This is a genomic window from Microbacterium sp. bgisy189 (genome assembly GCF_057707225.1).
The window spans coordinates 67865-94214 of the sequence record NZ_JBYIPT010000004.1 but is presented as its reverse complement, the minus strand read 5'-3'; the positions used below and the strand labels follow the sequence as shown (position 1 = coordinate 94214).

At 69.6% G+C, this 26350-nt stretch carries 25 protein-coding genes; 23 read left to right on the top strand and 2 right to left on the bottom strand.

The window, feature by feature from the left end; genetic code table 11:
- Positions 1–95: 95 nt before the first annotated feature.
- Together AC3ENX_RS07445 and AC3ENX_RS07440 are read right to left on the bottom strand one after the other, a co-directional pair.
- Positions 96–1670: a DUF349 domain-containing protein gene (locus tag AC3ENX_RS07445; RefSeq protein ID WP_434811362.1), complete on the bottom strand. Its 1575-nt coding sequence runs from the start codon at positions 1668–1670 to the stop codon at positions 96–98.
- Between the two features lie 36 nt (positions 1671–1706).
- The gene (locus AC3ENX_RS07440) at positions 1707–2030 is read right to left on the bottom strand and encodes a dioxygenase (RefSeq protein ID WP_434811230.1); all 324 of its coding nucleotides are present in this window, start codon (positions 2028–2030) and stop codon (positions 1707–1709) included.
- Positions 2031–2193: 163 nt separating this feature from the next.
- Between AC3ENX_RS07440 and AC3ENX_RS07435 the strand changes: the two genes are divergently transcribed.
- The 23 genes from AC3ENX_RS07435 to gmk all read left to right on the top strand — a co-directional run bounded on the left by AC3ENX_RS07435 (position 2194) and on the right by gmk (position 26337).
- Complete coding sequence (locus tag AC3ENX_RS07435) at positions 2194–3459, top strand: replication-associated recombination protein A (protein ID WP_434811361.1); 1266 nt, start codon at positions 2194–2196, stop codon at positions 3457–3459.
- Between the two features lie 83 nt (positions 3460–3542).
- A complete protein-coding gene (locus tag AC3ENX_RS07430; RefSeq protein ID WP_434811229.1) occupies positions 3543–4439 on the top strand; it encodes a hypothetical protein in 897 nt (298 codons plus the stop codon).
- A 145-nt stretch (positions 4440–4584) separates the two neighbouring features.
- The gene (locus AC3ENX_RS07425; protein ID WP_434811228.1) at positions 4585–5514 is read left to right on the top strand and encodes a tetratricopeptide repeat protein; all 930 of its coding nucleotides are present in this window, start codon (positions 4585–4587) and stop codon (positions 5512–5514) included.
- A 154-nt stretch (positions 5515–5668) separates the two neighbouring features.
- Entirely contained in the window at positions 5669–6298 is a 630-nt protein-coding gene (gene rpsD / locus AC3ENX_RS07420) for a 30S ribosomal protein S4 (RefSeq protein WP_434811227.1), read from the top strand.
- A 156-nt stretch (positions 6299–6454) separates the two neighbouring features.
- A complete protein-coding gene (locus tag AC3ENX_RS07415; RefSeq protein ID WP_434811226.1) occupies positions 6455–6736 on the top strand; it encodes an ATPase in 282 nt (93 codons plus the stop codon).
- 61 nt (positions 6737–6797) lie between these two features.
- Positions 6798–9464, top strand: coding sequence for an alanine--tRNA ligase (alaS, locus tag AC3ENX_RS07410; protein WP_434811360.1), 2667 nt, complete (start codon positions 6798–6800; stop codon positions 9462–9464).
- Positions 9461–9934, top strand: coding sequence for a Holliday junction resolvase RuvX (gene ruvX / locus AC3ENX_RS07405; RefSeq protein WP_434811225.1), 474 nt, complete (start codon positions 9461–9463; stop codon positions 9932–9934). Before alaS ends, ruvX begins: the two co-directional genes overlap by 4 nt.
- Positions 9934–11361, top strand: coding sequence for an endolytic transglycosylase MltG (gene mltG, locus AC3ENX_RS07400; protein ID WP_434811224.1), 1428 nt, complete (start codon positions 9934–9936; stop codon positions 11359–11361). Before ruvX ends, mltG begins: the two co-directional genes overlap by 1 nt.
- A 1-nt stretch (position 11362) precedes the next feature.
- Entirely contained in the window at positions 11363–12196 is an 834-nt protein-coding gene (locus tag AC3ENX_RS07395) for a shikimate dehydrogenase (protein WP_434811223.1), read from the top strand.
- Between the two features lie 4 nt (positions 12197–12200).
- Entirely contained in the window at positions 12201–13412 is a 1212-nt protein-coding gene (aroC, locus tag AC3ENX_RS07390; RefSeq protein WP_434811222.1) for a chorismate synthase, read from the top strand.
- A complete protein-coding gene (locus AC3ENX_RS07385; protein WP_434811221.1) occupies positions 13409–13963 on the top strand; it encodes a shikimate kinase in 555 nt (184 codons plus the stop codon). The genes aroC and AC3ENX_RS07385 overlap by 4 nt, the downstream gene beginning before the upstream one ends.
- On the top strand, positions 13960–15036 hold the full coding sequence (gene aroB, locus AC3ENX_RS07380) for a 3-dehydroquinate synthase (RefSeq protein WP_434811220.1): 1077 nt from the start codon (positions 13960–13962) through the stop codon (positions 15034–15036). The genes AC3ENX_RS07385 and aroB overlap by 4 nt, the downstream gene beginning before the upstream one ends.
- 129 nt (positions 15037–15165) lie before the next feature.
- On the top strand, positions 15166–15624 hold the full coding sequence (gene aroQ, locus AC3ENX_RS07375) for a type II 3-dehydroquinate dehydratase (RefSeq protein WP_434811219.1): 459 nt from the start codon (positions 15166–15168) through the stop codon (positions 15622–15624).
- Positions 15625–15706: 82 nt separating this feature from the next.
- Positions 15707–16267, top strand: a complete 561-nt coding sequence (gene efp, locus AC3ENX_RS07370; protein WP_434811218.1) for an elongation factor P — start codon at positions 15707–15709, stop codon at positions 16265–16267.
- Positions 16268–16270: 3 nt separating this feature from the next.
- Complete coding sequence (gene nusB, locus AC3ENX_RS07365) at positions 16271–16681, top strand: transcription antitermination factor NusB (RefSeq protein WP_434811217.1); 411 nt, start codon at positions 16271–16273, stop codon at positions 16679–16681.
- 79 nt (positions 16682–16760) lie between these two features.
- A complete protein-coding gene (gene pyrR, locus AC3ENX_RS07360) occupies positions 16761–17300 on the top strand; it encodes a bifunctional pyr operon transcriptional regulator/uracil phosphoribosyltransferase PyrR (RefSeq protein WP_434811216.1) in 540 nt (179 codons plus the stop codon).
- Complete coding sequence (locus AC3ENX_RS07355; RefSeq protein ID WP_434811215.1) at positions 17297–18271, top strand: aspartate carbamoyltransferase catalytic subunit; 975 nt, start codon at positions 17297–17299, stop codon at positions 18269–18271. Before pyrR ends, AC3ENX_RS07355 begins: the two co-directional genes overlap by 4 nt.
- Positions 18268–19572, top strand: a complete 1305-nt coding sequence (locus AC3ENX_RS07350) for a dihydroorotase (protein WP_434811214.1) — start codon at positions 18268–18270, stop codon at positions 19570–19572. Before AC3ENX_RS07355 ends, AC3ENX_RS07350 begins: the two co-directional genes overlap by 4 nt.
- Positions 19569–20102: a PH-like domain-containing protein gene (locus AC3ENX_RS07345; protein WP_434811213.1), complete on the top strand. Its 534-nt coding sequence runs from the start codon at positions 19569–19571 to the stop codon at positions 20100–20102. The genes AC3ENX_RS07350 and AC3ENX_RS07345 overlap by 4 nt, the downstream gene beginning before the upstream one ends.
- Positions 20099–21289, top strand: a complete 1191-nt coding sequence (carA, locus tag AC3ENX_RS07340) for a glutamine-hydrolyzing carbamoyl-phosphate synthase small subunit (protein ID WP_434811212.1) — start codon at positions 20099–20101, stop codon at positions 21287–21289. Before AC3ENX_RS07345 ends, carA begins: the two co-directional genes overlap by 4 nt.
- Positions 21289–24576, top strand: coding sequence for a carbamoyl-phosphate synthase large subunit (gene carB / locus AC3ENX_RS07335; RefSeq protein WP_434811211.1), 3288 nt, complete (start codon positions 21289–21291; stop codon positions 24574–24576). Before carA ends, carB begins: the two co-directional genes overlap by 1 nt.
- The gene (gene pyrF, locus AC3ENX_RS07330) at positions 24573–25448 is read left to right on the top strand and encodes an orotidine-5'-phosphate decarboxylase (RefSeq protein ID WP_434811210.1); all 876 of its coding nucleotides are present in this window, start codon (positions 24573–24575) and stop codon (positions 25446–25448) included. The genes carB and pyrF overlap by 4 nt, the downstream gene beginning before the upstream one ends.
- On the top strand, positions 25441–26337 hold the full coding sequence (gene gmk, locus AC3ENX_RS07325; protein ID WP_434811209.1) for a guanylate kinase: 897 nt from the start codon (positions 25441–25443) through the stop codon (positions 26335–26337). The genes pyrF and gmk overlap by 8 nt, the downstream gene beginning before the upstream one ends.
- Positions 26338–26350 lie beyond the last annotated feature (13 nt).

Below are 26350 nucleotides of genomic sequence, written 5' to 3'. Positions count from 1 at the left end.
GTCTGACCGCTCATGCGCCCATGGATGCGATGAAGGCTGCATCTGTGGACAGATGCAGCCTTCATCGTGCGGGGGAGGAGGCGATGCTCCGAGCGTCAGCCGCCCAGCGCCTTGAGCCATGCCTTCCGTGCGTCGAGTGCTTCCTTCGCGGCCGCGATCGCACGCTTGTCGCCCTGCTTCTCGGCGGCGGTGACGTCGGCTTCGAGCTTGGAGATGGCATCCTGCAGCTGCGACGTCATGTCGTTCTGCCGGGCCTTGGTCTCGGGGTTGTTGTTCTTCCAATCGGCGTCTTCGCGGCCGCGCACGGACTGTTCGATCTTGCGCAGGTCGTCGTCGAGCTTGCGCTCGGCGTCACGGGGGAAGATGCGGCCGATCTCGTCCCACCGACGCTGGATGCCGGTGAGCAGGGCGCGGGCGCGCGCAGTGTCCTTCTCCTTGCCGACGGCGGCCGCTTCCGCGAGAAGCGCCTGCTTCGCGTCGATCTTGTCCTTGGATTCCGCGACCTCGACACGCTCACGTTCTGCGCGCGCCCCGTAGAGCGCGTCTCCGGCGGCCTTGAATCGCGCCCACAGGGCGTCATCGGCCTTCTTGCCGGCGCGCCCGGCACGCTTCCACTGGTCGAGCAGGTTGCGATAGTCGGCGATGCCGTCTTCCCCGCGGCTCGCGAGCGCTTCGGCACGGTCAATGAGCCGCTGCTTCTCGGTGCGCGCCGACTTGTGCTGCTCGTCGAGGGATGAGTAGAACTCGCGACGGTGTCGGTCGACGATCGAGCGGGCGTCACGGAATCGCTTCCAAAGTTGCTGCCCGAGCGCCTTCGGCAGGCGCGGACCCTCGGCCTGGTGGGTCTGCCACTGGTCGAACAGACCGGACACCTCGGTCGTCGTCTGCTTCCACTGGATCGACTTCGGATCGCGCGCGGCGATCGCCTCCATCTGCTCGACGATGCCGGTCCGGTGCGCGACCGCAGCATCGACGGCCTCGCGGGCGGCCTGGGCCTCTTCCGCCGTCGCCTCGACGAGCAGCGATTCGAGCGCAGTCACGCGTGCCGCGAGCGACGCCAGATCACCGACGGCCGCAGCATCCGTGAGTCGATCGCGCACGGTCTGCGCCGTCGAACGCAGTTCGGCGGCCGTCGCGCCGCCACGGCGGTGACGGTCTTCGAGCAGGCTGACTTCGCCTTCGAGGTCGGCGAACTTCCGCTCGAAGTAGGCGAGTGCCTCCGCCGGTGTGCCATCGGGGTACTGGCCGACGACACGCCACTGGTCGCCCTCGCGGACCGAGACGGTGCCATCGTCTTCGACGCGCCCCCACGGCTCGGTGCTCGTGTTCGAGGGGGTGGCTGCGGGGACCGGTGCCGCAGCGCTCGGACGCGGCGCGGGCCTCGGTACGGGTCCAGGGCGCGGCCCGGGGGTGGGGACGGGCGCGGGCACGGTCGGCCCGCTCGCAGCGTCCTCAACGGGGGCGGCGTCCTCGGCGGGAGCAGCGTCCTCGACGGGCGCGGCATCCTCAGTGGGAGCAGCGTCCTCAACAGACGCAGCGTCCTCGACGGCAGCGGCGTCTGTGACAGCGTCGTCACGCGTGGCGACGGCCTCGTCGTCGGGAGTGGAGGCCGAAGAATCAGGGGCAGATGCGGAAGTCACGGTCTTACCTCGTCGCGGCGCACGCCGCATGGGGATCGGTCGGCTCACAGCCTAGTACGAGCGACCTCAGGGGGTGGAGGTCGGCTCGGGCGACGGCGAGTCGGTGGATGCGGGGGACTCGGAGGGCGCGGGGGTCTCGGACGGCACTGCCGTCGGCGTCGGGGTCATGCTCGTCGTCGGCTCGGGGGTCGGTGCGCCGGGTCCCGCCGTGAAGTAGAGCACCTGGCCGCCGATGACCGCGAGGATCAGCGCGCCGCCGGCGATTCCTGCGACGAGGTTGTCGCGCGTGCGTCGACGCACCGTCCCGTCGTGGAACTGCTGTCGCGCCTGATAGACACGCGAGCGGTCGCGCGCTGCACGCGCGTCCTTCTTGCCGACACCCTTGGCCACGGATCCTCCTCGTGCCCGGGCGTCCCGGGCCGTGGGAAAGCCTATCGCCCGAAACAGCGCCGCCTGGATGCGGGCGCGCCTGAGTGTCGGCGCGCCCGACTAGCCTGGTGCGGTGAGTACGAGTGGCGCGCTGTTCCAGGGACAGACCCCGCTCGCCGTGCGCATGCGGCCCACGTCGCTCGACGAAGTCGCAGGGCAAGCGCACCTCCTGAGGCGAGGGTCGCCGCTGGTCGCGCTCGCAGGTCCGGATGCCGGTGGCAAGACTGCCGTGTCAGTGATCCTCTGGGGTCCACCGGGCACCGGCAAGACAACGCTCGCGCAGGCGATCGCACGCACCTCGGGGCGCCGGTTCGTCGAGTTGTCGGCGATCACCGCCGGCGTCAAGGACGTGCGCGAGGTCATGCAGGAGGCGATGAACCAGCGCGACCTGTACGGCCAGTCGACGATCCTCTTCCTCGACGAGATCCACCGCTTCACGAAGGCTCAGCAGGACGCGCTGCTGCCGGGCGTCGAGAACGGCTGGGTCATCCTCATCGCCGCCACGACCGAGAACCCGTCGTTCTCGGTCATCTCCCCGCTGCTGTCGCGCTCGCTCCTGCTCACGCTGCAGCCGTTGACCGATGACGATCTCGGTGCGCTCGTCGATCGGGCCGTGGGCGATCCGCGCGGCCTCGACGGTGCGGTCGAGCTTGCTCCGGAGGCGCGGACGGCGCTCATCCAACTGGCATCCGGAGATGCGCGCCGCGCCCTCACTGCGCTCGAGGCGGCGGCATCGATGGTCGCGGATGAGGAGGACGCGACGATTTCGGCCGCGCATGTCGCTCAAGCGGTCGACCGGGCACTGCTGCGCTATGACCGGCAGGGTGACGAGCACTACGACGTCATCAGCGCGTTCATCAAGTCGATCCGCGGGTCGGATGTCGACGCAGCGATGCACTATCTGGCGCGCATGATCGAGGCGGGGGAGGATCCCCGGTTCATCGCGCGCCGGCTCGTGATCTCGGCATCCGAAGACATCGGACTCGCCGACCCGCAGGCGCTCACGATCGCTGTCGCCGCCGCAGACGCCGTCGCCTTCATCGGCATGCCCGAAGGGCGGATTCCGCTCGCCGAGGCCACCGCCTATCTCGCAACGACCGCGAAATCGAACGCCGCGTACATGGCGATCAACGCCGCGATCGCGGACGTGCGCGCGGGCGGGTTCGGGCGTGTGCCGATCCATCTGCGCGACGCGCACTACGCCGGCGCGAAGCGGTTGGGGCACGGCAAGGGGTATGTGTACCCGCACGACCTCGACGTCGGCGTCGCGACCCAGCAGTACCTCCCGGACGAACTGCGCGGCAAGCGGTACTACGAACCCACCGGTCGCGGCCTCGAACGCGACGTCGCCGCCAGGCTCGGGAAGATCCGCCGTATCCTGGGCGACTGAGCGAAGGCGCGAGACGCTTCCGCGGTGGGCGACACTTGCGTTGTGACAGCACCATCTCGGTGCCGACGGCGAGGGGGACCCACGTGCACACCACCGTCCACCGCATCAGCGCCGCGTTCGCCGTCACGGCACTCGGTGTCGCACTGAGCGCCTGTGCGACGACGCGGCCGCAAGCCGAGCCCAGCGAGCACCCGCCGCTGGTCGTCACGACAACCGTCCCGGTGATGGTGCTCGACGACGGCGATGGCGCGGAGGCGTGTCTCGGTGGTGTCGCATACTCTTTGCCGCCGCAGTGCGGTGGACCGAAACTGACCGAATGGGACTGGCAGTCGTGGGTCGGCTCGTTCGAGGAGGCGAACGGCGTGCGGTGGGGATCGTTCGTGATCACCGGCCATTACGACATCGATGCGGGGACCATTGCACCGACCGACGTCGTCCGAGCCGAAGACGCCACGCAGCCGACATCCCCACCCGAGGTCGACCTCGGCACCCCGTGCCGCGAACCAGAGGGCGGATGGCGCGTTGTCGATGAATCGCTCACGACAGCCTCATCGATGGACGCGGCAATCCAGCGTGCCATGGCACTCGACGGCTACTCGCTCGTGTGGCTGGACCAGTCACCGAACCCGTCCGCCGATGATCCCGAACCCGACGAGTCGACGATGAACGACCCGCTGCTCACGATCATCAACGTGACGCTTGTCGGTGACGTGGGCGCCGCCGAACGAGACCTCCGCGAGGTCTGGGGCGGCATGCTGTGTGTCACAGAGGCGGAGCGTACCGATGCCGAGTACCAGTCGGTCAGCGCAGAGATCTTCTCCGGCGAGTGGCCGCAGGTGCTCGGCGGCGGACGGATGGGCGTCGAAGAGGCGATCGAAGTCCTGGTCGTCTTCGACGATGGCACCCTGCAGCGCGAGTTCGACGAGCGCTTCGGCGACGGGGTCGTCCGCGTCGAGTCCGCACTCACACCCGTGGCGTGACCAGCGGCGCGTCAGCAACGGGCACCTCGTCAACACAGGAGAAGTCACGAAGACAGGACGAATCGGCGTGGATCGTCCTGTAGCGGTGATTTCTCCTGTGCCGCGGAGAGGGGCTTGGCGAGGATCGGGATGCGACGATGGGCGGATGACCCACGACATCGACGCCCGGATCGACGCCTTCTGGGCGGATGCCGACGACACACGCCCGGAGGAGATGTGGCGCGCGCTCGACGCGCTGCTGCAGCCGCTGGCGAGCGATGATCCACGGGTACCTTTCGAACGCGCGTCGCTGCATGACTTCCTGGGCGAGGAGGCCCAGGCGATCCCGCTGTACCGCGCCGCACTCGACGGCGGGCTCGCGGGGGAGTTGCGCACGTTCGCGACGATCCAACTCGCGAGCTCGCTGCGCAACGTCGATGACGCCTCGGGGGCGATGCGCCTGCTGCAAGGCGTATCGGCGGACGATCCGCACGCCGACGCAGCGCAGGCGTTTCTCGCGCTCGCGCAGTACGACGACGACAAGGCGCGCGTCGCACTGCGCACCGCCCTGACCGCCCTTGCGGGCAGACTCCCCGCGTATCGGCGGGCGATCGAGGCCTACGCGGCTGATCTCGCGCCGCTGCGACGGGTGCGCAGCATCGTCGTCGCCCTGGTGGTGCGTGACGGGTACGTGCTGTGCGAGGAGTACCCGGGTCTCGCGGGCGGTGCGCCGTTCCTGCGGGCGCCGGGCGGCGGCATCCGGTTCGGCGAGCCCGCCGCAGACGCGATGCGGCGCGAGCTGCGCGAAGAGCTCGGCGTCGACGCCGACGAGGTGCGACTCCTGGGCGTGACCGAGAACATCTTCGCGGATGCCGCGCACCCCGGCCACGAGATCGTCCATGTCTTCGCCGTGCGCAGCGCACGTCTTGAAGCCCTCCCGTTGCGCGCCCGCTTGCCCGTGCTCGATGCCGACACAACGGTCGGCTGGTACGCGCTGGATGCCCTTGCCGCGTCCGGTGCGCCGGCCTTCTACCCCGACGGCATCCTCGACCTCGCACGGCAGCTCGCCTCGCCCGGCTCGAACCCGCGGATCTGATAGCATGGATCGGCTCGAAACCGAGTTTTCGGGCATCCCCCTCCGCTGATCAAGACCTTCCGGCGTGCCCCGGCGTGCAGTCCGGTCAGGGAGCGGAGCGGGAGATACGTCCGCAGGCCATGACCGACATGGCCGCGTAACGGAAGGATCCTTCGTGACCACGAAGTCCCAGGACCGCCGCAAGGTGCGCCTCTCGCGCGCACTCGGCATCGCCCTGACCCCCAAGGCCGCCAAGTACCTCGAGAAGCGTCCCTACGCTCCGGGCGAGCACGGCCGCACCAAGCGCAAGCAGGACAGCGACTACGCCGTCCGTCTGCGCGAGAAGCAGCGTCTGCGCGAGCAGTACGGCATCCGCGAGAAGCAGCTGCGCATCCAGTTCAACGAGGCCCGCCGCAAGGACGGCCTGACCGGTGAGAACCTGGTCGAGCAGCTGGAGATGCGTCTGGACGCGCTCGTCGTCCGCGCCGGCTTCGCCCGCACCACCGCCCAGGCCCGCCAGCTCGTCGTGCACCGCCACATCCTGGTCGACGGCCAGCTCGTGGACCGCCCGTCGTTCCGCGTGAAGCCGGGTCAGCTCATCCACGTCAAGGAGAAGAGCGAGTCGCTCGAGCCCTTCCAGGTCGCCGCTGCCGGTGGCCACGCCGAGGTGCTGCCCCCGGTTCCGGGATACCTCGAGGTCGAGCTCGACAAGCTCCAGGCCCGTCTCGTGCGTCGCCCCAAGCGCGCCGAGGTTCCGGTCACCTGTGACGTGCAGCTCGTCGTCGAGTACTACGCGGCGCGCTAAGCGACGCGTAGTACAGCCGCGCAGCGGCCACGTGCACAGCTACGCGGCGCGCTAAGCGCGTTTCGTCTCGCTTCGCTCGCTCAACGACCGAGCAAGCATGAAGGGCGTCGGGGGTCACCCCGGCGCCCTTCGTCGTTTGCACCTAACATGGATGCCATGAAGAACGCGCTGTGGTTCGTGCTCGGCCTCGCCGGCGGCTTCGTCGTCGCCCACCTGGTCAACAAGGACCCCCGCGGACACGAACTGCTCGCCGAGGTCGACGCGCGCATCACCGAGTTCACCGACCGCATCGGCGATGCGTACCGCGACCAGGAGTCGAAGATCGAAGGCATCGCCGCCGACGTCCGCACTGCCGCCGCCGAGGCCGTCGAGGCCGCCAAGGGCGCCGCCGCCGATACGGTCGCTGCCGCCCGCGACGCCGCAAAGCCGACCGACTGACCCCCGCATCGACCGGCCCCCGCAACGGGGGATCGATGCCCGCATGCCCGAGGACCCCATCATGCAGACCGCGGAGATCGCACAGCGATACCTGAACTACTTCGAGCGCAACGGCCACACGATCGTGCCGTCGGCCTCTCTCGTCAGCCCCGACCCGTCGGTGCTGTTCACGATCGCCGGCATGGTGCCGTTCATCCCGTACCTCAACGGAACCGTGCCGCCGCCCTATCCGCGCGCCGCCGACAACCAGAAGTGCATCCGCACGAACGACATCGAAGAAGTCGGCAAGACCGCCCGGCACGGCACGTTCTTCCAGATGCTCGGCAACTGGTCGTTCGGCGACTACTTCAAAGAGGGCGCGATCGGCTATGCATGGGAGCTGCTGACCTCGTCCGAGGCCGACGGCGGACTCGGGTTCGCCGAGAAAGATCTGTGGGTCACCGTCTACCAGGACGACGATGAGGCCGCGGCGCTGTGGCAGAAGGTCGCCGGGCTGCCCGCCGACCGCATCCAGCGGATGGGGCGCGAGGACAACTACTGGTCGACCGGTCAGCCAGGCCCCGCAGGGCCCTGCTCCGAGATCTACTTCGACCGGGGACCCGCATACGGCCGCGAAGGCGGGCCCGCCGTCGACGACAACCGCTTCACCGAGATCTGGAACCTCGTGTTCATGCAGGAGCAGATCACGAATGTGCGCTCCAAGGTCGACTTCGACATCGTCGGCCCGCTGCCCAAGCAGAACATCGACACCGGCATGGGCCTGGAGCGCGTCGCGTTCATCAAGCAGGGCGTCGACAACATGTACGAGACCGACCAGGTGCGCCCCGTGCTCGACCGCGCGGTCGCGCTCAGTGGCCGCGCCTATGGTGCGGAGCACGCGGACGACGTGCGCTTCCGCGTCATCGCCGACCACGTGCGCTCGTCGCTCATGCTGCTCAGCGACGGCGTCACCCCGTCGAACGAGGGTCGCGGGTACATCCTGCGCCGCCTCATGCGCCGCACGATCCGTGCGATGCGACTGCTCGGTGTCGACGCGCCGACGTTCCCCGAGCTGTTCTCCGCCTCGCGCGATGCCATGCAGACCGCCTACCCCGAGGTCGCCACCGACTGGCAGCGCATCTCGCAGTACGCGTTCGCCGAGGAGGAGACCTTCCTGCGCACCCTCGCCTCCGGTTCGCAGATCCTCGATCTCGCCGTGACGGATGCCAAGAAGGACGGCAAGAGCGCACTCAGCGGCTCTGAGGCGTTCCTGCTGCACGACACGTACGGCTTCCCGATCGACCTCACCCTCGAAGTCGCCGAAGAGGCGGGTCTGAGCGTCGACCGCGACGCATTCGACACGCTCATGCTGGAACAGCGCACCCGCGCGAAGGCCGACGCGAAGTCGCGCAAGCGGGCACTGGCCGACCTCAGCGTCTACAGCGACCTGCGCGCCCAGGGCGAGACGGTCTTCACCGGCTTCACCGACCTCGAGACCGAATCGCGCGTGCTCGGCATCCTCGTGGACGGGCAGCCGGCAACGGCGGCGACGCAGGGCCAGATCGCCGAGATCATCCTCGCCGAGACGGCCCTGTACGCCGAGTCCGGCGGTCAGGTCGCCGACAAGGGCGTCATCGTCGGCCCGGGCTTCGAGCTCGAGGTGCTCGACGTGCAGAAGCCCGTGCCTGGGCTGGTCAGCCACACGGTCGAGGTCACCACCGGCGAGGTCGGTGTCGGGCAGACGGCAACCACCGTGGTGGATGCCGCGAATCGTCGCGCCGCGCAGCAGGCCCACTCGGCGACCCACCTCGTGCACGCAGCGCTCCGCGACACGCTCGGTCGCAGCGCGACGCAGGCAGGATCGCTCAACCGCGCCGGGTACATGCGCTTCGACTTCACGTGGAGTCAGGCGCTGTCGGATGCGACCAAGAGCGAGATCGAAGAGATCGCCAACAACGCGGTGCGCGACAACCTCGAGGTGACCACGCGCGTGCTGCCGCTGGCCGAAGCCAAGGAGCTCGGCGCGATGGCGCTGTTCGGCGAGAAGTACGGCGAGACGGTCCGCATGGTCGACATCGGCGGCCCGTGGTCGCGCGAGCTGTGCGGTGGCACCCACGTGGCCTCCATCGCCGAGGTCGGCCTGATCTCGCTTGTGGGGGAGTCGTCGGTCGGCGCCTCCAACCGTCGCGTGGAGGCGCTCGTCGGACTCGATGCCTTCCGTGAACTCGCCGCCGAACGCGCGATCGTCTCGCAGCTGACATCGTCACTGAAGACGCCTCGGGACCAGCTGCCGGCACGCATCGCGGAGCTCGCGGCGAGCCTGAAGGCCGCCGAGAAGAAGATCGCGCAGTTCGAGGCGAAAGCCCTCGGCGAGCGTCTGCCTGCCCTCGCAGAGACCGCCCGCGTCGTCGGTGGCGTGCGCGTCGTGGCCGAGACGCTGGGTGAGGTCGCGTCCGCCGACGACGTCCGCGCGCTCGCCCTGCAGCTGCGCGAACGCCTCGGCTCGGATGCCGCGGTCGTCGCCCTCGCCGGCTCGACGGGTGGCCGCCCGGTCGTCATCGTCGCGACCAACGACGCCGCACGTGCCGCCGGCGCCAAGGCTGGCGCCCTCGTGAAGACGGCGGCCGGGGTGCTCGGTGGTGGCGGCGGTGGCCGCGACGACGTGGCACAGGGCGGCGGCACGGACGCATCCGCGATCCCGGCCGCGCTCACCGCGATCGTGACCGCGCTGGAGACGGCGACCGCGTGAGCGGGTTCCGCCGCGGGGTGCGCCTCGGCGTCGATGTCGGCAAGGCCCGTGTCGGCGTCGCGCGCTGCGATCCGGACGGGCTGCTCGCCGTGCCGGTCGAAACCGTGCCTCGCGACGAGCACTCCGCCGCACGGATCGCGCAGATCGCTGCCGAGTATGACGCGTTCGAGCTGCTCGTCGGTCTGCCGGTGAGCCTGAGCGGCAACGAAACAGCCTCGACGACCGATGCACGCGACTTCGCGGCGCTGCTGCATTCAGCGGCATCCCGCCCGGTCCGGCTCGTCGACGAGCGACTGAGCACGGTGTCGGCGCACGCGGCGCTTCGCACGTCTGGCCGTTCTCAGAAATCGTCTCGTAAGATTGTCGACCAGGTCGCCGCGGTCGTCCTCCTCCAGCAGGCGATCGACGTCGAGAAGCGTTCCGGGACCCCCGCCGGGACGCTGTTGTCAGACTCTCAGGAGCCCGCCTGATGCCCGATTCCCCGTCGAACGACGATAAGTTCGCGGATCTGTTCGATCGACTACCCGATCCCGCCGCCCGCCCAGCGCCTGCCGCCGCACCGGGCAGCCGGAGGGCCGCGCGCGAGGCTGCGCTGACGGCCACGGGGCACCATGCCGTGCCGCCGCGCAGCGAGCCGGCGACCCCGTCGCCCGCCGAGAACCCTGTTCCGGCGGCCGCGACGTCTGCGCCCGCCTCGCCCGCGGTCGCGCCGGATGCGGGCCCGAACGAATCCGGCACGCTCGACGCGTTGTTCGCCGCCGAGCACGCACGCGATCGACACGCGCAGCAGCATCGCCACGACCGTGACGCCCGCAAAAGCCGGGTTGCGAAGTGGGTGGTCCTCTTCGTCGTGCTCGCCATGATCGGCGGCGTCGTCGCCGGTGGCGTGTGGGTGTGGAACACCTACGAGACGCAGATCCGTGAACTGTTCGGGTGGACCGAACCGGCGGACTACGAGACAGGGGAGGCGACCGGCGAGGCGACGATCACCATCATCGAGGGCGACACGGGCGCCGATGTGTCGGTATCGCTGTTCGAGGCCGGCGTCACGAAGACGAGAAATGTCTTCTACGACCACCTGATCGCCACTGCTCAGAACACCGACTTCATCCAGCCCGGGAGTTACGCACTGCAGCAACGGATGACGGCAGCGGCGGCATTGGAGGCGCTGAGGGACCCCGCAAACAAGCAGGAGAACACCGCACAATTGCGTGAGGGGCTCACCGTCGCGCAATCGCTCCCGTTGCTGGCAGAGGGTATCGGCCTCGAGCAGGCCGACCTCGAAGCAGCCGTCGCCGACCCGTCTGCGTACGGCGTCGAGGCCGATTCGCTCGAAGGCTGGCTGTTCCCCGCGACCTACACGTTCGACCCCGGCATCACGGCGGAGGGCGTCATCCAGACGCTGGTCGACCGCACGCGCAAGTCACTCAGCGACGCCGGAGTCCCCGAGGACCGTCACCATGAGATCCTCACGATCGCGTCGATCATCCAGAAGGAAGCGCGGTACGAGGAAGACTTCTACAAGGTCTCGCGCGTCATCCAGAACCGGCTCTCACCCGACAACACCGACACCGGCGGGCGCCTGGAGATGGATTCGACCGCCCAGTACGGCGTCGGCGAGGACGACGGCACAGTCAGCTCGACCGAAGATGCCCTCACCGACGACAACCCGTGGAACACCTACGTCCATGCAGGCCTACCGGTCGGGCCGATCTCCAATCCCGGCGACATGGCGATCGACGCAGCCATGCACCCCGCCGACGGCCCATGGATGTACTTCGTGACGGTCAACCTCGACACCGGGGAGACCGTGTTCACCGAGACGCTCGCCGAGCACGAGGCGGCCGTCGCACAGTGGGACTCGTGGTGCGAAGACAACCCCGATTCGGGGTGCTGACGTGACCGCGCCCGCGTTCGAGGTGTGGGGCGATCCGATCGACCACAGCCTGTCGCCGGCGCTGCATCGCGCCGCGTACGCGCATCTCGGGTGGGACTGGACGTATGACCGTCGGCGCGTCACCGAGTCCGAGTTCGCTCCCACGCTCGCGGGCCTGAGCGCGCACCATCGCGGCCTGTCGGTGACCTTCCCGCTCAAGGGCGCCGCCTTCGCCGCATCCACGAGGCGTGATCGAAGGGCGGAGCTGACCGGCGCCGTGAACACGCTGCTGCTCACGCATGGCGGGCCGGTCGGGCACAACACCGATGTGGGCGGCATCGTGAACGACCTGGCCGATCACGGCATCGACCGAGTGGATGCCGCGCGCATCGTCGGCGCGGGCGCGACCGCCACCTCGGCCGTCGTCGCCGCCGCAGAAATCGGTGTCACCCGACTCGACGTCGTCGCCCGCCGACCTGAGGCTGCTGCGCCGCTCGTGCGGCTCGGCACCTCGCTCGGGCTCGAGGTCACCTCCACCCCGATGGATGTCGCGGCGTTCCGGCCCGCACAGCTCACGATCGCGACACTTCCCGGGGGCGCGGCCGTGCCCCGAGCCGCGGCCGAAGCGCTCGCGACCGACGGTGGGTTGCTGTACGACGTCGTGTACGGACACTGGCCGACCGACCTCGCCGCGGCATGGACGGATGCCGGGGCGACCGCCGTGCAAGGGCAGGGGATGCTCCTGCGGCAAGCGGTGCTGCAGATCCGGCTTTTCGCCACCGGCGACCTCGACGAGCCCCTTCCCGACGAGGAGTCGGTCGTCGACGTCATGCGGCGCGCGCTCGTGGGAGGATAGAGCAATGCTCCGCGTGCTCACGGCCGGCGAATCGCACGGCCCAGAACTCGTCGCCCTCATGGAGGGTCTGCCGGCCGGCGTCCCCATCTCGCGTGCCGCCATCCAGGCCGACCTCGCCCGTCGCAAGCTCGGCTACGGCCGCGGCTCGCGCATGAAGTTCGAAGAGGACGAACTGACCCTGTCGACGGGCGTTCGTCACGGCTTCTCGCTGGGCAGCCCGATCGCGTTGCGCATCGGCAACACCGAATGGCCCAAATGGGTCGAGGTCATGAGCGCCGAACCGGTGGAGTTCACCGACAAGTCCCGCGGTCGCGGCGCGGCGCTCACGCGCCCCCGCCCGGGGCACGCTGACCTCGTCGGGATGCAGAAGTACGGCTTCGACGAAGCCCGCCCGATCCTCGAGCGCGCCTCCGCACGCGAGACCGCGGCGCGTGTCGCGCTCGGCGCGATCGCCCGATCGTTCCTGAGCGAACTCGGCATCCGCCTCGTCAGCCACACCCTGTCGATCGGGCCCGTGCAGGCCCCCGCCGACGCGGCATTGCCGACGCCGGACGACGTCGACGCACTCGACGCCGATCCGCTGCGCTGCTTCCACGCCGAGACGTCGGCCGCCATGGTCGCCGAAGTCGACGCCGCCAAGAAGGACGGCGACACGCTCGGGGGCATCGTCGAGGTGCTCGCCTACGGCGTCCCGCCGGGGCTCGGCTCGCACGTGCAGTGGGATCGCCGGCTCGACGCGAAGCTCGCGCAGGCGCTCATGAGCATCCAGGCGATCAAGGGCGTCGAGGTCGGCGACGGCTTCGAGACGACCCGCCGCCGCGGATCGGCCGCCCACGACGAGCTGTTCGTCACCGGCGACGGCATCACGCGCTCGAGCGACAAGGCCGGCGGCACCGAGGGCGGCATGTCGACGGGCACAGTGCTCCGTGTCCGCGCCGGCATGAAGCCGATCGCGACCGTGCCCCACGCCCTGCGGACGGTCGACACCGCCACCGGCGACACCGCCACCGCACACCACCAGCGGTCCGACGTGTGCGCCGTCCCGGCCGCGGGAGTCGTGGCCGAGGCGATGGTCGCGATCACCCTCGCAGAGGCGATGCTGGAGAAGTTCGGCGGCGACAACGTCGCCGAGACGCGCCGCAACCTCGAGGGCTACCTCGCGGCCATCCCCGACACGCTTCGCACGACATCAGCGAGCGACGCCGCGCTGGCATGACCACGGCATCCGGGGAGCGCCCCGTGATCGTCCTGATCGGTCCGATGGGTGCCGGCAAGACGAGCATCGGTCGTCGGGTCGCCAAAGCGCTCGGCGTGCCGTTCGTCGACACCGACGCCGCCGTCGTCCGCGACCACGGCCCCATCGAGGCGCTGTTCGAGGCACACGGTGAGGCGCACTTCCGCTCGCTGGAGCGCGAGGCTGTCGCATCCGCGGTCGCCACTGCCGAGCGTGACGGTGGCGTCATCGCTCTCGGCGGCGGCGCGGTGCTCCACGCCGAGACTCAGCACGATCTCGCCGGTCATCAGGTCGTCCTGCTCACGGTGCCGCCGGAGCGGATCGCCTCGCGCATCCGCGGCACGAACCGGCCGCTGCTGCAGGCAGACGATCCGATCGCACGGTGGACCGAGGTGTACGAACAGCGTCGCCCGCTGTACGAGCGCCTTGCGACGACGACCTTCGACACGTCGGTCGGCCCGCTGCAGGGCGTCGTCGATGAGATCGTCACGTGGGTGCGAGCAACCGACCAGACCGCGAAGGAGCAGGTATGACCGATGCGACCGTCATCCCCGTGGGCGGAGACCGCCCGTACGAGGTGACCGTGGGGCGCGGCGTGCTCGCCGGGCTGGCCGACGCGCTGCCAGAGGCTGCCCGCAAGGTGCTCATCATCCACCCGCCGACCCTCGGGGCCCGTGCGGAGCAGCTGCGCGCGCAGCTCGGCGATGACCGCCAGGTGCTGCTGGCCGAGATCCCCGATGCCGAAGCCGGCAAGCGGGTCGAGGTCGCCGCCTTCTGCTGGCAGGTGCTCGGCCAGGCCGACTTCACCCGCACCGACGTCGTCGTCGGCTTCGGCGGCGGCGCCGTCACCGATCTCGCGGGCTTCGTCGCCGCGACCTGGCTTCGCGGCGTCGACCTCGTGCAGGTGCCGACGACCGTGCTCGGCATGGTGGATGCCGCGGTCGGCGGCAAGACCGGCATCAACACGAGCGAGGGCAAGAACCTCGTCGGCGTGTTCTGGCCGCCCCGCGCCGTGCTCTGCGACCTCGAGCTGCTCGACTCACTGTCGCGCAACGAGCGGGTGGCGGGGTTCGCCGAGGTGATCAAGGCCGGGTTCATCTGGTACCCCGAGATCCTCGACATCATCGAGGCAGACCCCGAGCGGGCCGTCGACCCGACGACGCCGGAGTTCCGCCGCTGCATCGAACTCGCGATCGACATGAAGGCGAAGGTCGTGGGGGAGGACCTGCGCGAGGCGGGACTGCGCGAAGTGCTCAACTACGGGCACACGCTGGGTCACGCCATCGAGCACGCCGAGCGGTACCAGTGGCGCCACGGCGCCGCGATCTCGATCGGCATGGTCTTCGCCGCAGAGCTGTCGCGACTGGCGGGGCGACTGTCGGATGCCGCCGCCCAACGGCACCGCGACATCCTGACGTCGCTCGGACTGCCGACCGGATACCGTGCGGGCGCCTTCAAACAGCTGCTCGCGACGATGCAGCGCGACAAGAAGTCGCGCGGCGGCATGCTGCGCTTCATCGTCCTCGACGACATCGCCAAGCCGACGGTGCTGCAGGCCCCCGACGAGTCCCTCCTCTTCGCCGCCTACCAAGAACTCGGCGACTGACGCGCCTCCTCGCTCGCCGAGTTCGTGGCACTCGTTGTCGCCTGAAGGAGCGCCACGCCACAACGACTGCCACGAAGTCGGGCGGAGCGATGTCACGGCCGCTGTGAGTCGCGTCGGTAGGCTGGCCCGGTGACGACACCCCGCCGCCTGCTGCTCGTCAACGGGCCGAACCTCAACCTGCTCGGCACCCGCGAGCCCGACATCTATGGGCACGAGACGCTCGCCGACGTGGAGCGGCTCGTCGCAGACCGCGCAGCCGCACGAGGCTTCGAGGTGCGCGCCGTGCAGTCCAACCACGAGGGTGTCCTGCTCGACGCGATCCACGCCGCGCGCACCGAGTGCGCCGGCATCGTCATCAACCCCGGCGGGCTCACGCACACCTCCGTCGTGCTCCGCGACGCACTCTCGGGCGTCTCGCTCCCGGTCGCCGAGGTGCACATCTCCAACGTGTACGAGCGCGAAGCCTTCCGGCACCACTCGTATGTCGCCGACGTCGCCGTCATCCATGTCGTCGGTGAGGGCGTGCCTGGCTACGCGCGTGCGACCGACGCGCTCATCGACGTGATCACCGGCCAAGCCGACGGCTGAGCACGCCATCACGTAGAATCGGATGCTGGTCCGCGATCTCGACGCGGGGCCACCGCACGCAACGAACGGAAACTCCACACTCATGGCATCCACCGCAGACATCAAGAACGGCGTCGTCCTCTCGATCGAAGGGCAGCTCTGGAGCGTCGTGGAGTTCCAGCACGTCAAGCCCGGCAAGGGCGGCGCGTTCGTGCGCACCAAGCTGAAGAACGTCCTCACCGGCAAGGTCGTCGACAAGACGTTCAACGCGGGCGCCAAGGTCGACATCCAGAACGTCGACCGTCGCGACTTCACGTACCTGTACAACGACGGCGACAGCTTCGTGTTCATGGACATGACCGACTACGACCAGCTCAACGTGCCCGCCGCCACCGTGGGGGATGCCGCGAACTTCATGCTCGAGAACCAGCAGGTCACGATCGCCCTCCATGACGGCACGCCGCTGTACCTCGACCTGCCGGCATCCGTCGTCCTCGAGATCACCTACACCGAGCCGGGCCTGCAGGGCGACCGCTCGTCGGCCGGCACGAAGGCCGCGACGGTGGAGACCGGCTACGAGATCCAGGTGCCGCTGTTCCTCGAGACCGGCACCAAGGTCAAGGTCGACACCCGCACGGGCGACTACCTCGGCCGCGAGAAGTAAGGCGTGAGCGCACGTTCGAAGGCGCGCAAGCGCGCGCTCGACATCCTGTACCAGTCCGATGTCCGCGGCGACGACCTGCCGACGACGCTCGCCGCCGAGGCGAAGCGCGCGGCCAACGAGCCGGCGCGCGAGGCATCGTGGCTCTACGCCCGCGAGATCGTCGACGGTGTGATCGACAACCGTGACGAGATCGACGAGCAGATCACGACGTTCTCGAAGGATTGGCCCCTCAGCCGCATGCCCGCCGTCGACCGCGCCGTGCTGCGTATCGGTGTGTGGGAGATCCTCTTCAACGACCAGGTGCCGTCGGCCGTCGCGATCGACGAGGCCGTGGAACTGGCGAAGGAGTTCTCCACCGACGGCTCCGGCTCGTTCGTGCACGGCGTGCTCGCCCGCATCGCGCGCGCCGGCTGACACTCGCCGTCCGGTAGGCTGGACGGCGAACCACAGCAACCTTTAACACCGTCCCGTGAGGCGGAGAAGGGAGCGGCGGATGAGTGAGTCCGGGCAGGGACGTACCGTCCTGCACGAAGACGACATCGCGCGCGCACTGACTCGGATCTCCCACGAGATCCTCGAGTCGAACAAGGGCCCCGATGATCTGGTCGTCCTCGGCATCCCCACCCGCGGCGTCGCACTCGCGACCCGCATCGCGGCGCTTCTGGAGCGCTTCGCAGGCACGCCTGTACCCAACGGCGCGCTCGACGTCACGATGTACCGCGACGATCTGCACCGGCATCCCACGCGGGCGCCGCACCCGACCGACATTCCCGCCGGCGGCATCGACGGCAAGACCGTGGTGCTCGTCGACGACGTGCTGTTCAGCGGCCGCTCCATCCGCGCCGCCCTCGACGCATTGCAAGACATCGGACGCCCGGCCGCCGTGCGACTGGCGATCCTCGTCGACCGCGGGCATCGGGAGCTCCCGATCCGCCCCGACTTCGTCGGCAAGAACCTGCCGAGCGCCCGTGAGGAGCGCGTCAACGTGCGCCTGGCAGAGGTCGACGGCGCCGACGAGGTGACGATCGCATGAGGCACCTGCTCGACACCCGCACCCTGTCACGCGCCGATGCGCTGCAGATCCTCGACGTCGCAGAGGACATGGCCGACACCCAGCGTCGTGAAATCAAGAAGCTGCCGACGCTGCGCGGCAAGACCGTCGTGAACCTCTTCTTCGAGGACTCGACCCGCACGCGCATCTCATTCGAGGCGGCCGCCAAGCGCCTGTCGGCCGACGTCATCAACTTCTCGGCGAAGGGCTCGTCGGTCAGCAAGGGCGAGTCGCTGCAGGACACCGCGCAGACGCTGCAGGCGATGGGCGCGGATGCCGTCGTCATCCGCCACGGCGCCTCCGGCGCCCCGCACACCCTCGCCACCAGCGGTTGGATCTCGGCCGGTGTGCTCAACGCCGGCGACGGCACCCACGAGCATCCCACGCAGGCGCTGCTGGACGCCTTCACGATCCGCAAGCGCACCTTCGGCGATGACAGCCGCGGCCGCGATCTGGCGGGCCTCAAGGTCGCGATCGTCGGCGACATCCTGCACTCGCGCGTCGCCCGCTCGAACGTGTGGCTGCTCACCACGCTCGGCGCCGAGGTCACGCTCGTCGCACCGCCGACGCTCGTGCCGCAGGACGTCTCGGCGTGGCCCGTAAAGGTCGTCTACGACCTCGACGAGGCCATCGCCCTGAAGCCCGACGCGCTCATGATGCTCCGCATCCAACTCGAGCGCATGAACGCCGCCTATTTCCCCACTGAACGGGAGTATTCCCGCCGCTGGGGGTTGGACGCCGGGCGGATGGCTGCCCTGCCGGGCGGTAGCATTGTCATGCACCCGGGGCCCATGAACCGGGGCCTGGAGATCTCCGCCGATGCCGCCGATTCCCCGCGCTCGACTGTGCTCGAACAGGTGAGCAACGGCGTGTCGGTGCGGATGGCGGCGCTCTACCTGCTGCTGGCGGGGGAGCGGAACGAATCGAGCACGGAAGAGGACGCAACCCGATGACGAACCCGATCCTCATCCGATCCGCACAGATCGTCGCGGGCGACCGCTCCGACATCCTCGTCGAAAACGGCCACATCGCCGAGGTCGGCACCGGCCTCGACCGCAGCGGCGCCACCGTCATCGACGCTGACGGCCTGATCGCCCTGCCCGGCCTGGTCGACCTCCACACGCACCTCCGCGAACCCGGATACGAAGCGTCCGAAACGATCCTCACCGGATCCCGCGCGGCTGCGGCCGGTGGCTACACGACCGTCTTCGCGATGCCGAACACCTCACCGGTCGCCGACACGGCCGGCGTCGTCGAGCAGGAGCTCGCCCTCGGCGAGGCCGCCGGCTACGTGCACGTGCAGCCGATCGGCGCTGTCACCGTCGGGCAGAAGGGGGAGCGGCTCGCCGAACTCGGCGCCATGGCCTCCTCCCGCGCGCAGGTCCGTGTCTTCAGCGACGACGGCTTCTGCGTCTTCGACCCGCTCATCATGCGCCGGGCGCTGGAGTACGTGAAGGCCTTCGACGGTGTCATCGCCCAGCACGCGCAGGACCCGCGCCTGACCGAGGGCGCCCAGATGAACGAGGGCACCGTCTCGGCCGAGCTCGGCCTCGCGGGGTGGCCCGCGGTCGCCGAGGAGTCGATCATCGCCCGCGACGTGCTGCTGGCCGAGCACGTCGGCTCGCGACTGCACGTGTGCCACCTGTCGACCGCGGGTTCGGTCGACATCATCCGGTGGGCCAAGGCACGCGGCATCAACGTGACCGCAGAGGTCACGCCGCACCACCTGCTGCTGACCGAGGAGCTCGTGCGCGGCTACGACCCGCGCTTCAAGGTGAACCCGCCGCTGCGCCGCGACGAAGACGTGCGGGCCGTGCGCGAGGGCCTCGCCGACGGCACGATCGACATCGTCGCGACCGACCACGCCCCGCATCCCGCAGAGGTGAAGTCGTGCGAGTGGCAGGCCGCCGCAAACGGGATGGTCGGCCTCGAATCCGCGCTGCGGGTCGTGCAGCAGGCGGTCGTCGACACCGGGATGCTGTCGTGGGACGACGTCGCACGCGTCATGTCGACGGCACCTGCGCGGATCGGGCGCCTCGCCGATGCAGGCACCCCGATCGCCGCGGGCGAGGTGGCGTCGTTCACGCTGTACGACCCGACCCCGGGCCGCACCTTCACGACCGATGACCTTCGCGGTCGGAGCCTGAACTCGCCCTATCTCGGCCGTGAACTGCCTGGACAGGTCCGCTGGACGCTGTCGCGCGGCGCCATCACGGTGCACGACGGCAGCGTCGTGTCGGAGGTGGTCCGATGACCCGTGAGCTGGCGCTCATCGTCATGATCGCCGCCGCCCTGCTGCTGCTGGCTGCCGGCGTCTACGGCTGGTGGCGACGGACCAAGCGCGACCGTGGCCTCGCTGCGCCGGTGGGAGAGCTGCCGGCCGGAGCGGTCACCCGCGCCGAGTTCCACGGCCTCTACGTCGCGACGACCGTGCACGAGGAGCCGTTGGAGCGGCTCGCGATCTGCGGCCTCGCGTTCCGCTCGCGTGTCGACATCACGATCACCGACGCCGGCGTGGCGCTCGATTTGACCGGGCAGCCGCGCATCGTGATCACCCGCGACCGCATCGAGTCCGTCGACCAGGCCACGGTTGCCATCGACCGCGTGGTCGAGAAGGACGGCCTCGTCCGACTCGTCTGGCGCACCACCATCGCCGACGGCACCGAACAAGCCGTCGACACCTACCTGCGGGCACAGGATGCCTCGGCACGCGAGGTCGCAGCTGCGATCACCGCGATCCTGCCCGAACCCACAGCCACCACACCCACGGGAAGCGACGCATGACCTCTGCATTCCACCCGACCACCGACCCCGCCGTCCTCGTGCTCGAAGACGGCTCGCGCTACGCGGGTCGCGCCTACGGCGCCCGCGGCACGACGCTCGGCGAGGTCGTGTTCTCCACCGGCATGACCGGCTACCAGGAGACCCTCACCGACCCGTCGTACGCCGGCCAGATCGTGCTGCAGACCGCGCCGCACATCGGCAACACCGGCATGAACGGCGAAGACCCCGAGTCACGCCGCATCTGGGTCGCCGGCTACATCGTGCGCGACCCCTCGCGCGTGGTCTCCAACTGGCGCGCCGACGAATCGCTCGATGACGCCCTCGTGCGCGACGGGATCGTCGGCATCAGCGGCATCGACACCCGCGCCGTCACTCGCCGCATCCGCTCGGAAGGATCGATGCGCGGCGGCGTGTTCTCGGGGGCGGATGCCGCGCTCGACGCCGACGAGCAGCTGCGCCGTGTGCAGGAGGCGCCGCAGATGGCGGGGCAGAACCTGTCGGCGGCCGTCTCGGTCGCCGCCGCCGAGGTGACGCCGGCCACCGGCGAGCGCATCGGCAACCTCGCCGTGCTCGACCTCGGTGTCAAGCAGGCGACGATCGACAACCTCGCAGCCCGCGGATTCGACGTGCACGTGCTGCCGCAGACGGTCACCTTCGCCGACATCCAGGCGATCGACCCGGTCGCGGTCTTCTACTCGAACGGGCCCGGCGACCCCGCCGCAAGCGGCGACCACGTCGGCCTGCTGCGCGAAGTGCTCGATGCCCGGCTGCCCTTCTTCGGCATCTGCTTCGGCAACCAGCTGCTCGGCCGTGCGCTCGGCTTCGGCACCTACAAACTGCCGTTCGGTCACCGCGGGATCAACCAGCCCGTGCTCGACAAGGCCACCGGCCGCGTCGAGATCACCGCGCACAACCACGGCTTCGCCGTCGACGCACCGCTCGAGGGCACCGTCGACAGCCCCAACGGCTACGGCCGCGTCGAGGTCTCGCACGTGGGGCTCAACGACAACGTCGTCGAAGGGCTGCGTGCCCTCGACATCCCGGCGTTCTCCGTCCAGTACCACCCCGAGGCCGCCGCCGGCCCGCACGATGCCAACTATCTCTTCGACCGATTCCGCGACCTGGTGGTCAGCGATCTCGATACACGCGCTCCGCGCGCACTCGATCACCGGGAAGGTGGCAAGTAATGCCCAAGCGCGACGACATCAACAGCGTCCTCGTCATCGGCTCCGGCCCGATCGTCATCGGTCAGGCCTGTGAGTTCGACTACTCCGGCACCCAGGCCTGTCGCGTGCTGCGCGAAGAGGGCGTCCGCGTCATCCTCGTCAACTCCAACCCGGCGACGATCATGACCGACCCCGACTTCGCCGACGCGACCTACATCGAGCCGATCACCCCCGCCGTGATCGAGACGATCATCGCGAAGGAGAAGCCCGACGCGATCCTCCCGACCCTCGGCGGCCAGACCGCCCTGAACGCCGCCATGGCGCTGCACGAACAGGGCATCCTCGCCAAGTACGGCGTCGAGCTGATCGGCGCGAAGGTCGACGCGATCCAGAAGGGCGAAGACCGCCAGGTCTTCAAGCAGCTCGTGCTGGATGCCGGGGCCGACGTCGCACGCAGCGTCATCGCGCACACGATGGACGACCTGCTCGCGGGCGCCGCCGAGCTCGGCTACCCGCTCGTTGTGCGTCCCTCGTTCACAATGGGCGGGCTCGGTTCGGGCTTCGCGTATGACGAAGAGGACCTGCGTCGCATCGGCGGGGCTGGGCTGCGCGACTCCCCGACGACCGAAGTGCTGTTGGAGGAGTCGATCCTCGGGTGGAAGGAGTATGAGCTCGAGCTCATGCGCGACACCGCCGACAACACGGTCGTGGTCTGCTCGATCGAGAACGTCGACCCCGTCGGCGTGCACACGGGCGATTCGATCACCGTCGCCCCGGCCCTCACGCTCACCGACCGCGAGTACCAGAAGCTGCGCGACATCGGCATCGACATCATCCGCGCCGTGGGCGTGGACACCGGCGGCTGCAACATCCAGTTCGCGGTCGACCCGGCCACCGGCCGCATCATCGTCATCGAGATGAACCCGCGCGTTTCGCGCTCGTCGGCGCTCGCTTCGAAGGCGACCGGTTTTCCGATCGCGAAGCTCGCCGCCAAGCTCGCCATCGGCTACCGCCTCGACGAGGTGCCCAACGACATCACGCAGGCGACGCCGGCGAGCTTCGAGCCGACGCTCGACTACATCGTCGTGAAGGTGCCGCGGTTCAACTTCGAGAAGTTCCCCGCCGCCGACACCACGCTCACGACCACCATGAAGTCGGTCGGCGAGGCGATGGCCATCGGCCGCAACTACGCCTCGGCGCTGCAGAAGGCGCTGCGCTCGCTCGAGAAGCGCGGCTCCAGTTTCCACTGGGGCGAGGAACAGCGTTCGGTCGAAGAGCTCCTCGAGATCTCGAAGACCCCGACCGACGGCCGCATCGTCGTGCTGCAGCAGGCCATGCGCAAGGGCGCGACCATCGAGCAGGCCTTCGAGGCGACGGCGATCGACCCCTGGTTCCTCGACCAGATCGCGCTCATCAACGAGGTCGCCGAATTCGTGCGCACGGCGGGCGAGCTCGACGAGCACGTGCTGCGCGTCGCGAAGGAGCACGGGTTCAGCGACGTGCAGCTCGCCGAGCTGCGCGGCGTGACCGAGGCCGAGATCCGCGGCATCCGTCACGGCCTGGGGGTGCGTCCGGTCTACAAGACGGTCGACACGTGCGCGGGGGAGTTCCCGGCGCTCACGCCGTACCACTACTCGTCGTACGACACCGAGACCGAGGTGACGCCGTCCGACCGCAAGAAGGTCGTCATCATCGGCTCGGGTCCCAACCGCATCGGGCAGGGTGTCGAGTTCGACTACTCGTGCGTGCACGCGTCGTTCGCGCTGGCCGATGCCGGGTTCGAGACCGTGATGGTCAACTGCAACCCCGAGACGGTGTCCACCGACTACGACACGAGCGACCGGCTCTACTTCGAGCCACTGACGCTGGAAGACGTGCTCGAGGTGCTGCACGCCGAGGCGCAGTCGGGCGAGATCTACGGCGTCGTCTGCCAGCTGGGCGGGCAGACCCCGCTCGGCCTTGCGAAGGGGATCGAGGCCGCAGGCTTCACGATCCTCGGCACGTCGCCGGCGGCGATCGACATCGCCGAAGAGCGTGAGCAGTTCTCGCAGCTGCTCGACCGCGCCGAGCTCACCGCACCGCGCCACGGCACCGCGACCGACGAGGCCACAGCGATCGCGATCGCCGAGGAGATCGGCTTCCCCGTGCTGGTCCGCCCGAGCTTCGTGCTCGGCGGTCGCGGCATGGAGATCGTCTACGACACCCCGAGCCTCCGCGACTACTTCGTGCGCATCGCCGACCAGGCGATCATCGGGGAGGGGGCGCCGCTGCTGGTGGACCGCTTCCTGGACGACGCCGTCGAGATCGACGTCGACGCGCTGTACGACGGCAATGAGCTCTACATCGGCGGTGTCATGGAGCACCTCGAAGAGGCCGGCATCCACTCCGGAGACTCGTCGTGCACCCTGCCGCCCATCTCGCTCGGCCGCACCGAGATCGACCGCGTGCGCACCGCGACCCTCGCGATCGCCGAGGGCATCGGCGTGCGCGGCCTGCTCAACGTGCAGTTCGCGGTGTCGGCAGGCGTGCTGTACGTCATCGAAGCGAACCCGCGCGCGAGCCGCACGGTGCCGTTCGTCTCGAAAGCGCTCGGCATTCCGCTGGCCAAGGCCGCCGCGCGCGTCATGGCAGGCGCCTCGATCGCCGAACTGAAGACCGAAGGGCTGCTGCCCGCACAGGACGGCTCCCGCGTGCCGCTGGATGCCCCTGTCGCCGTCAAGGAGGCCGTCCTGCCCTTCAAGCGGTTCCGTACCGCCGAGGGCGAGACGGTCGACTCGGTGCTCGGCCCAGAGATGCGCTCGACCGGCGAGGTCATGGGCATGGACCGCGACTTCCCGACAGCGTTCGCCAAGAGCCAGGCGGCGGCGTACGGCGGCATGCCGACCTCGGGAACCGTGTTCCTGTCGGTCGCCGACGACGACAAGCGCGCCGTCATCCTGCCCGCCCACCGGTTGCAGGAGCTCGGCTTCCGCCTGACCGCGACCGAGGGCACCGCCGAGATCCTCGCGCGCAACGGCATCCGCGTCGAAGTCGTGAACAAGTACTCCGCGACCCACGAGACGGGCGAGACGAACGTCATCGACCTCATCAACGCGGGCGAGATCGACATCGTCGTCAACACGCCGTCCGGCGGCATCGCCCGGGCCGACGGGTACGAGATCCGTGCAGCCGCGGTCGCGGCCGACAAGGCGCTGTTCACCACGATGGCCGTCCTCGGTGCCGCCGTCAGCGCGCTGCCGGTGCTGCGCGAAGGGTTCGAGGTGCGAAGCCTGCAAGAGTACGCCGACGACCGGAAGGTGCAGGCGTGACGGGTTTCGGCGCACGGTTGACGCAGACGCTCGCGGCCTCCGGGCCGTTGTGCGTCGGCATCGACCCGCACGAGCAGCTGCTCACCGAGTGGGGGCTCGAGCAGTCCGGCGCCGGCGTGCGGGAGTTCGGCCTGCGGGTCGTGGATGCCGCGGCCGGCCGGGTCGGCATCGTCAAGCCGCAGATCTCGTTCTTCGAGCGGTTCGGGTCTGCTGGATTCGCAGCGCTCGAAGCGGTGATTCGCGCTGCTCGCGACGCCGGGCTGCTCGTGATCGCCGACGCCAAGCGCGGTGACATCGGCACGACGATGGACGCATACACACGTGCCTGGCTCGAGCCCGGCTCGCCGCTCGAGGCCGACGCGCTCACGGTCAATCCGTACCTCGGCACCGACTCGATCCGCGACGCGCTCGCCTTCGCCGCACGGCATGACAAGGGCGTGTTCGTGCTGGCGGCGACCAGCAACCCCGACGGCCCCGTGCTGCAGGCGGCGCAGACCGTCGATGTCGCGGCATCCGAGGGGCAGACCGTGGCCGCCCGCGTCGCGCAGGATGCCGCGGCCGTCAACACGTCGTCGGCGTTCGGCGGGGGACTGGGACCTATCGGACTCGTCGTCGGCGCGACCGTCGACCGCGCCGACGTCGGACTGAGCGACGACCTTCTGCGCGGTGCACCGATCCTCGCGCCCGGTTTCGGAGCGCAGGGCGCCCAGCCCGACGATCTCGTGCGCGTGTTCGGCGTCGTTGCGCCGCAGGTGATCGCGAGCGAGAGCCGCAGCATCCTGTCGGCCGGACCCGCCGGCCTCGCCGACCGCATCGCGGAGCGCGCCGGGCTCTATCCGCGCGACCTGTACCGTGGGGGATCCGATGGCTGACTCCCGCACTCCACCCGACGTCGACCGCGCTGCCGCCTCGCGGCGCGCCGTCGCCGCCCGCCGCGAACGCGCGTCGCTCAAGCGCGACGTCACGACCCGTGTCATCACACCGCAGGACCTGTTGCGGCGCGCGCTGGCCGACCCGGACTCGGCTGCGGGACACATGCGGGTGCCCGAGTTCCTCACCGCGATCCCGGCGATCGGCGACGGCAAACGCGACCGCATCCTCGACGAACTGAAGATCTCTCCCGTCAAGCGACTCGGCGGCCTCGGCGCACGACAGCGCGTCGACCTGCAGGCGTTCCTCGATGAGCGCCTCCCTGAGCCCGCACCGCGGGCGGGCCGCAGCCGCCTCGTCGTGCTCGCGGGCCCGACCGCCGTCGGCAAGGGCACGGTTGCGCAGCACATCAAGGAGCATCACCCCGAGATCCTGCTGTCGGTGTCGGCCACCACGCGCGCACCGCGCCCAGGAGAGGTCGACGGCGAGCACTACTTCTTCGTCGACGACGCCGAGTTCGACCGGATGGTCGAAGCGGGCGAACTGCTCGAGCACGCGACCGTCCACAACAAGTACCGCTACGGCACCCCCCGCGGTCCCATCGATGCGGCACTCGCAGACGGCCGCACGGTGCTGCTCGAGATCGACCTGCAGGGCGCACGTCAGGTGCGGGCCGCAGCCCCCGACGCGACGCTCGTGTTCCTGCTGCCGCCGAGTTGGGACGAGTTGGTCAACCGGCTCGTCGGTCGCGGCACCGAGGACGACGAAGAGCGCGCCCGGCGCCTGCGCACCGCGAAGGTGGAACTGGCATCGCAGGGCGAGTTCGACTTCCGCGTCGTGAACGACACCGTGCCGCGCGCCGCCGCCGAGGTCGCCGCCCTCGCACGGTGACGTGCCTGGCGGC

Coding starts and splice junctions, on each gene's coding strand:
- AC3ENX_RS07445 (WP_434811362.1), bottom strand. CDS start 1,670: ATGCGGCGTGCGCCGCGACGAGGTAAGACCGTGACTTCCGCATCTGCC.
- AC3ENX_RS07435 (WP_434811361.1), top strand. CDS start 2,194: ATGCGGCCCACGTCGCTCGACGAAGTCGCAGGGCAAGCGCACCTCCTG.
- AC3ENX_RS07425 (WP_434811228.1), top strand. CDS start 4,585: ATGACCCACGACATCGACGCCCGGATCGACGCCTTCTGGGCGGATGCC.
- AC3ENX_RS07415 (WP_434811226.1), top strand. CDS start 6,455: ATGAAGAACGCGCTGTGGTTCGTGCTCGGCCTCGCCGGCGGCTTCGTC.
- alaS (WP_434811360.1), top strand. CDS start 6,798: ATGCAGACCGCGGAGATCGCACAGCGATACCTGAACTACTTCGAGCGC.
- mltG (WP_434811224.1), top strand. CDS start 9,934: ATGCCCGATTCCCCGTCGAACGACGATAAGTTCGCGGATCTGTTCGAT.
- aroC (WP_434811222.1), top strand. CDS start 12,201: ATGCTCCGCGTGCTCACGGCCGGCGAATCGCACGGCCCAGAACTCGTC.
- AC3ENX_RS07385 (WP_434811221.1), top strand. CDS start 13,409: ATGACCACGGCATCCGGGGAGCGCCCCGTGATCGTCCTGATCGGTCCG.
- aroB (WP_434811220.1), top strand. CDS start 13,960: ATGACCGATGCGACCGTCATCCCCGTGGGCGGAGACCGCCCGTACGAG.
- efp (WP_434811218.1), top strand. CDS start 15,707: ATGGCATCCACCGCAGACATCAAGAACGGCGTCGTCCTCTCGATCGAA.
- pyrR (WP_434811216.1), top strand. CDS start 16,761: ATGAGTGAGTCCGGGCAGGGACGTACCGTCCTGCACGAAGACGACATC.
- AC3ENX_RS07355 (WP_434811215.1), top strand. CDS start 17,297: ATGAGGCACCTGCTCGACACCCGCACCCTGTCACGCGCCGATGCGCTG.
- AC3ENX_RS07350 (WP_434811214.1), top strand. CDS start 18,268: ATGACGAACCCGATCCTCATCCGATCCGCACAGATCGTCGCGGGCGAC.
- AC3ENX_RS07345 (WP_434811213.1), top strand. CDS start 19,569: ATGACCCGTGAGCTGGCGCTCATCGTCATGATCGCCGCCGCCCTGCTG.
- carA (WP_434811212.1), top strand. CDS start 20,099: ATGACCTCTGCATTCCACCCGACCACCGACCCCGCCGTCCTCGTGCTC.
- carB (WP_434811211.1), top strand. CDS start 21,289: ATGCCCAAGCGCGACGACATCAACAGCGTCCTCGTCATCGGCTCCGGC.
- gmk (WP_434811209.1), top strand. CDS start 25,441: ATGGCTGACTCCCGCACTCCACCCGACGTCGACCGCGCTGCCGCCTCG.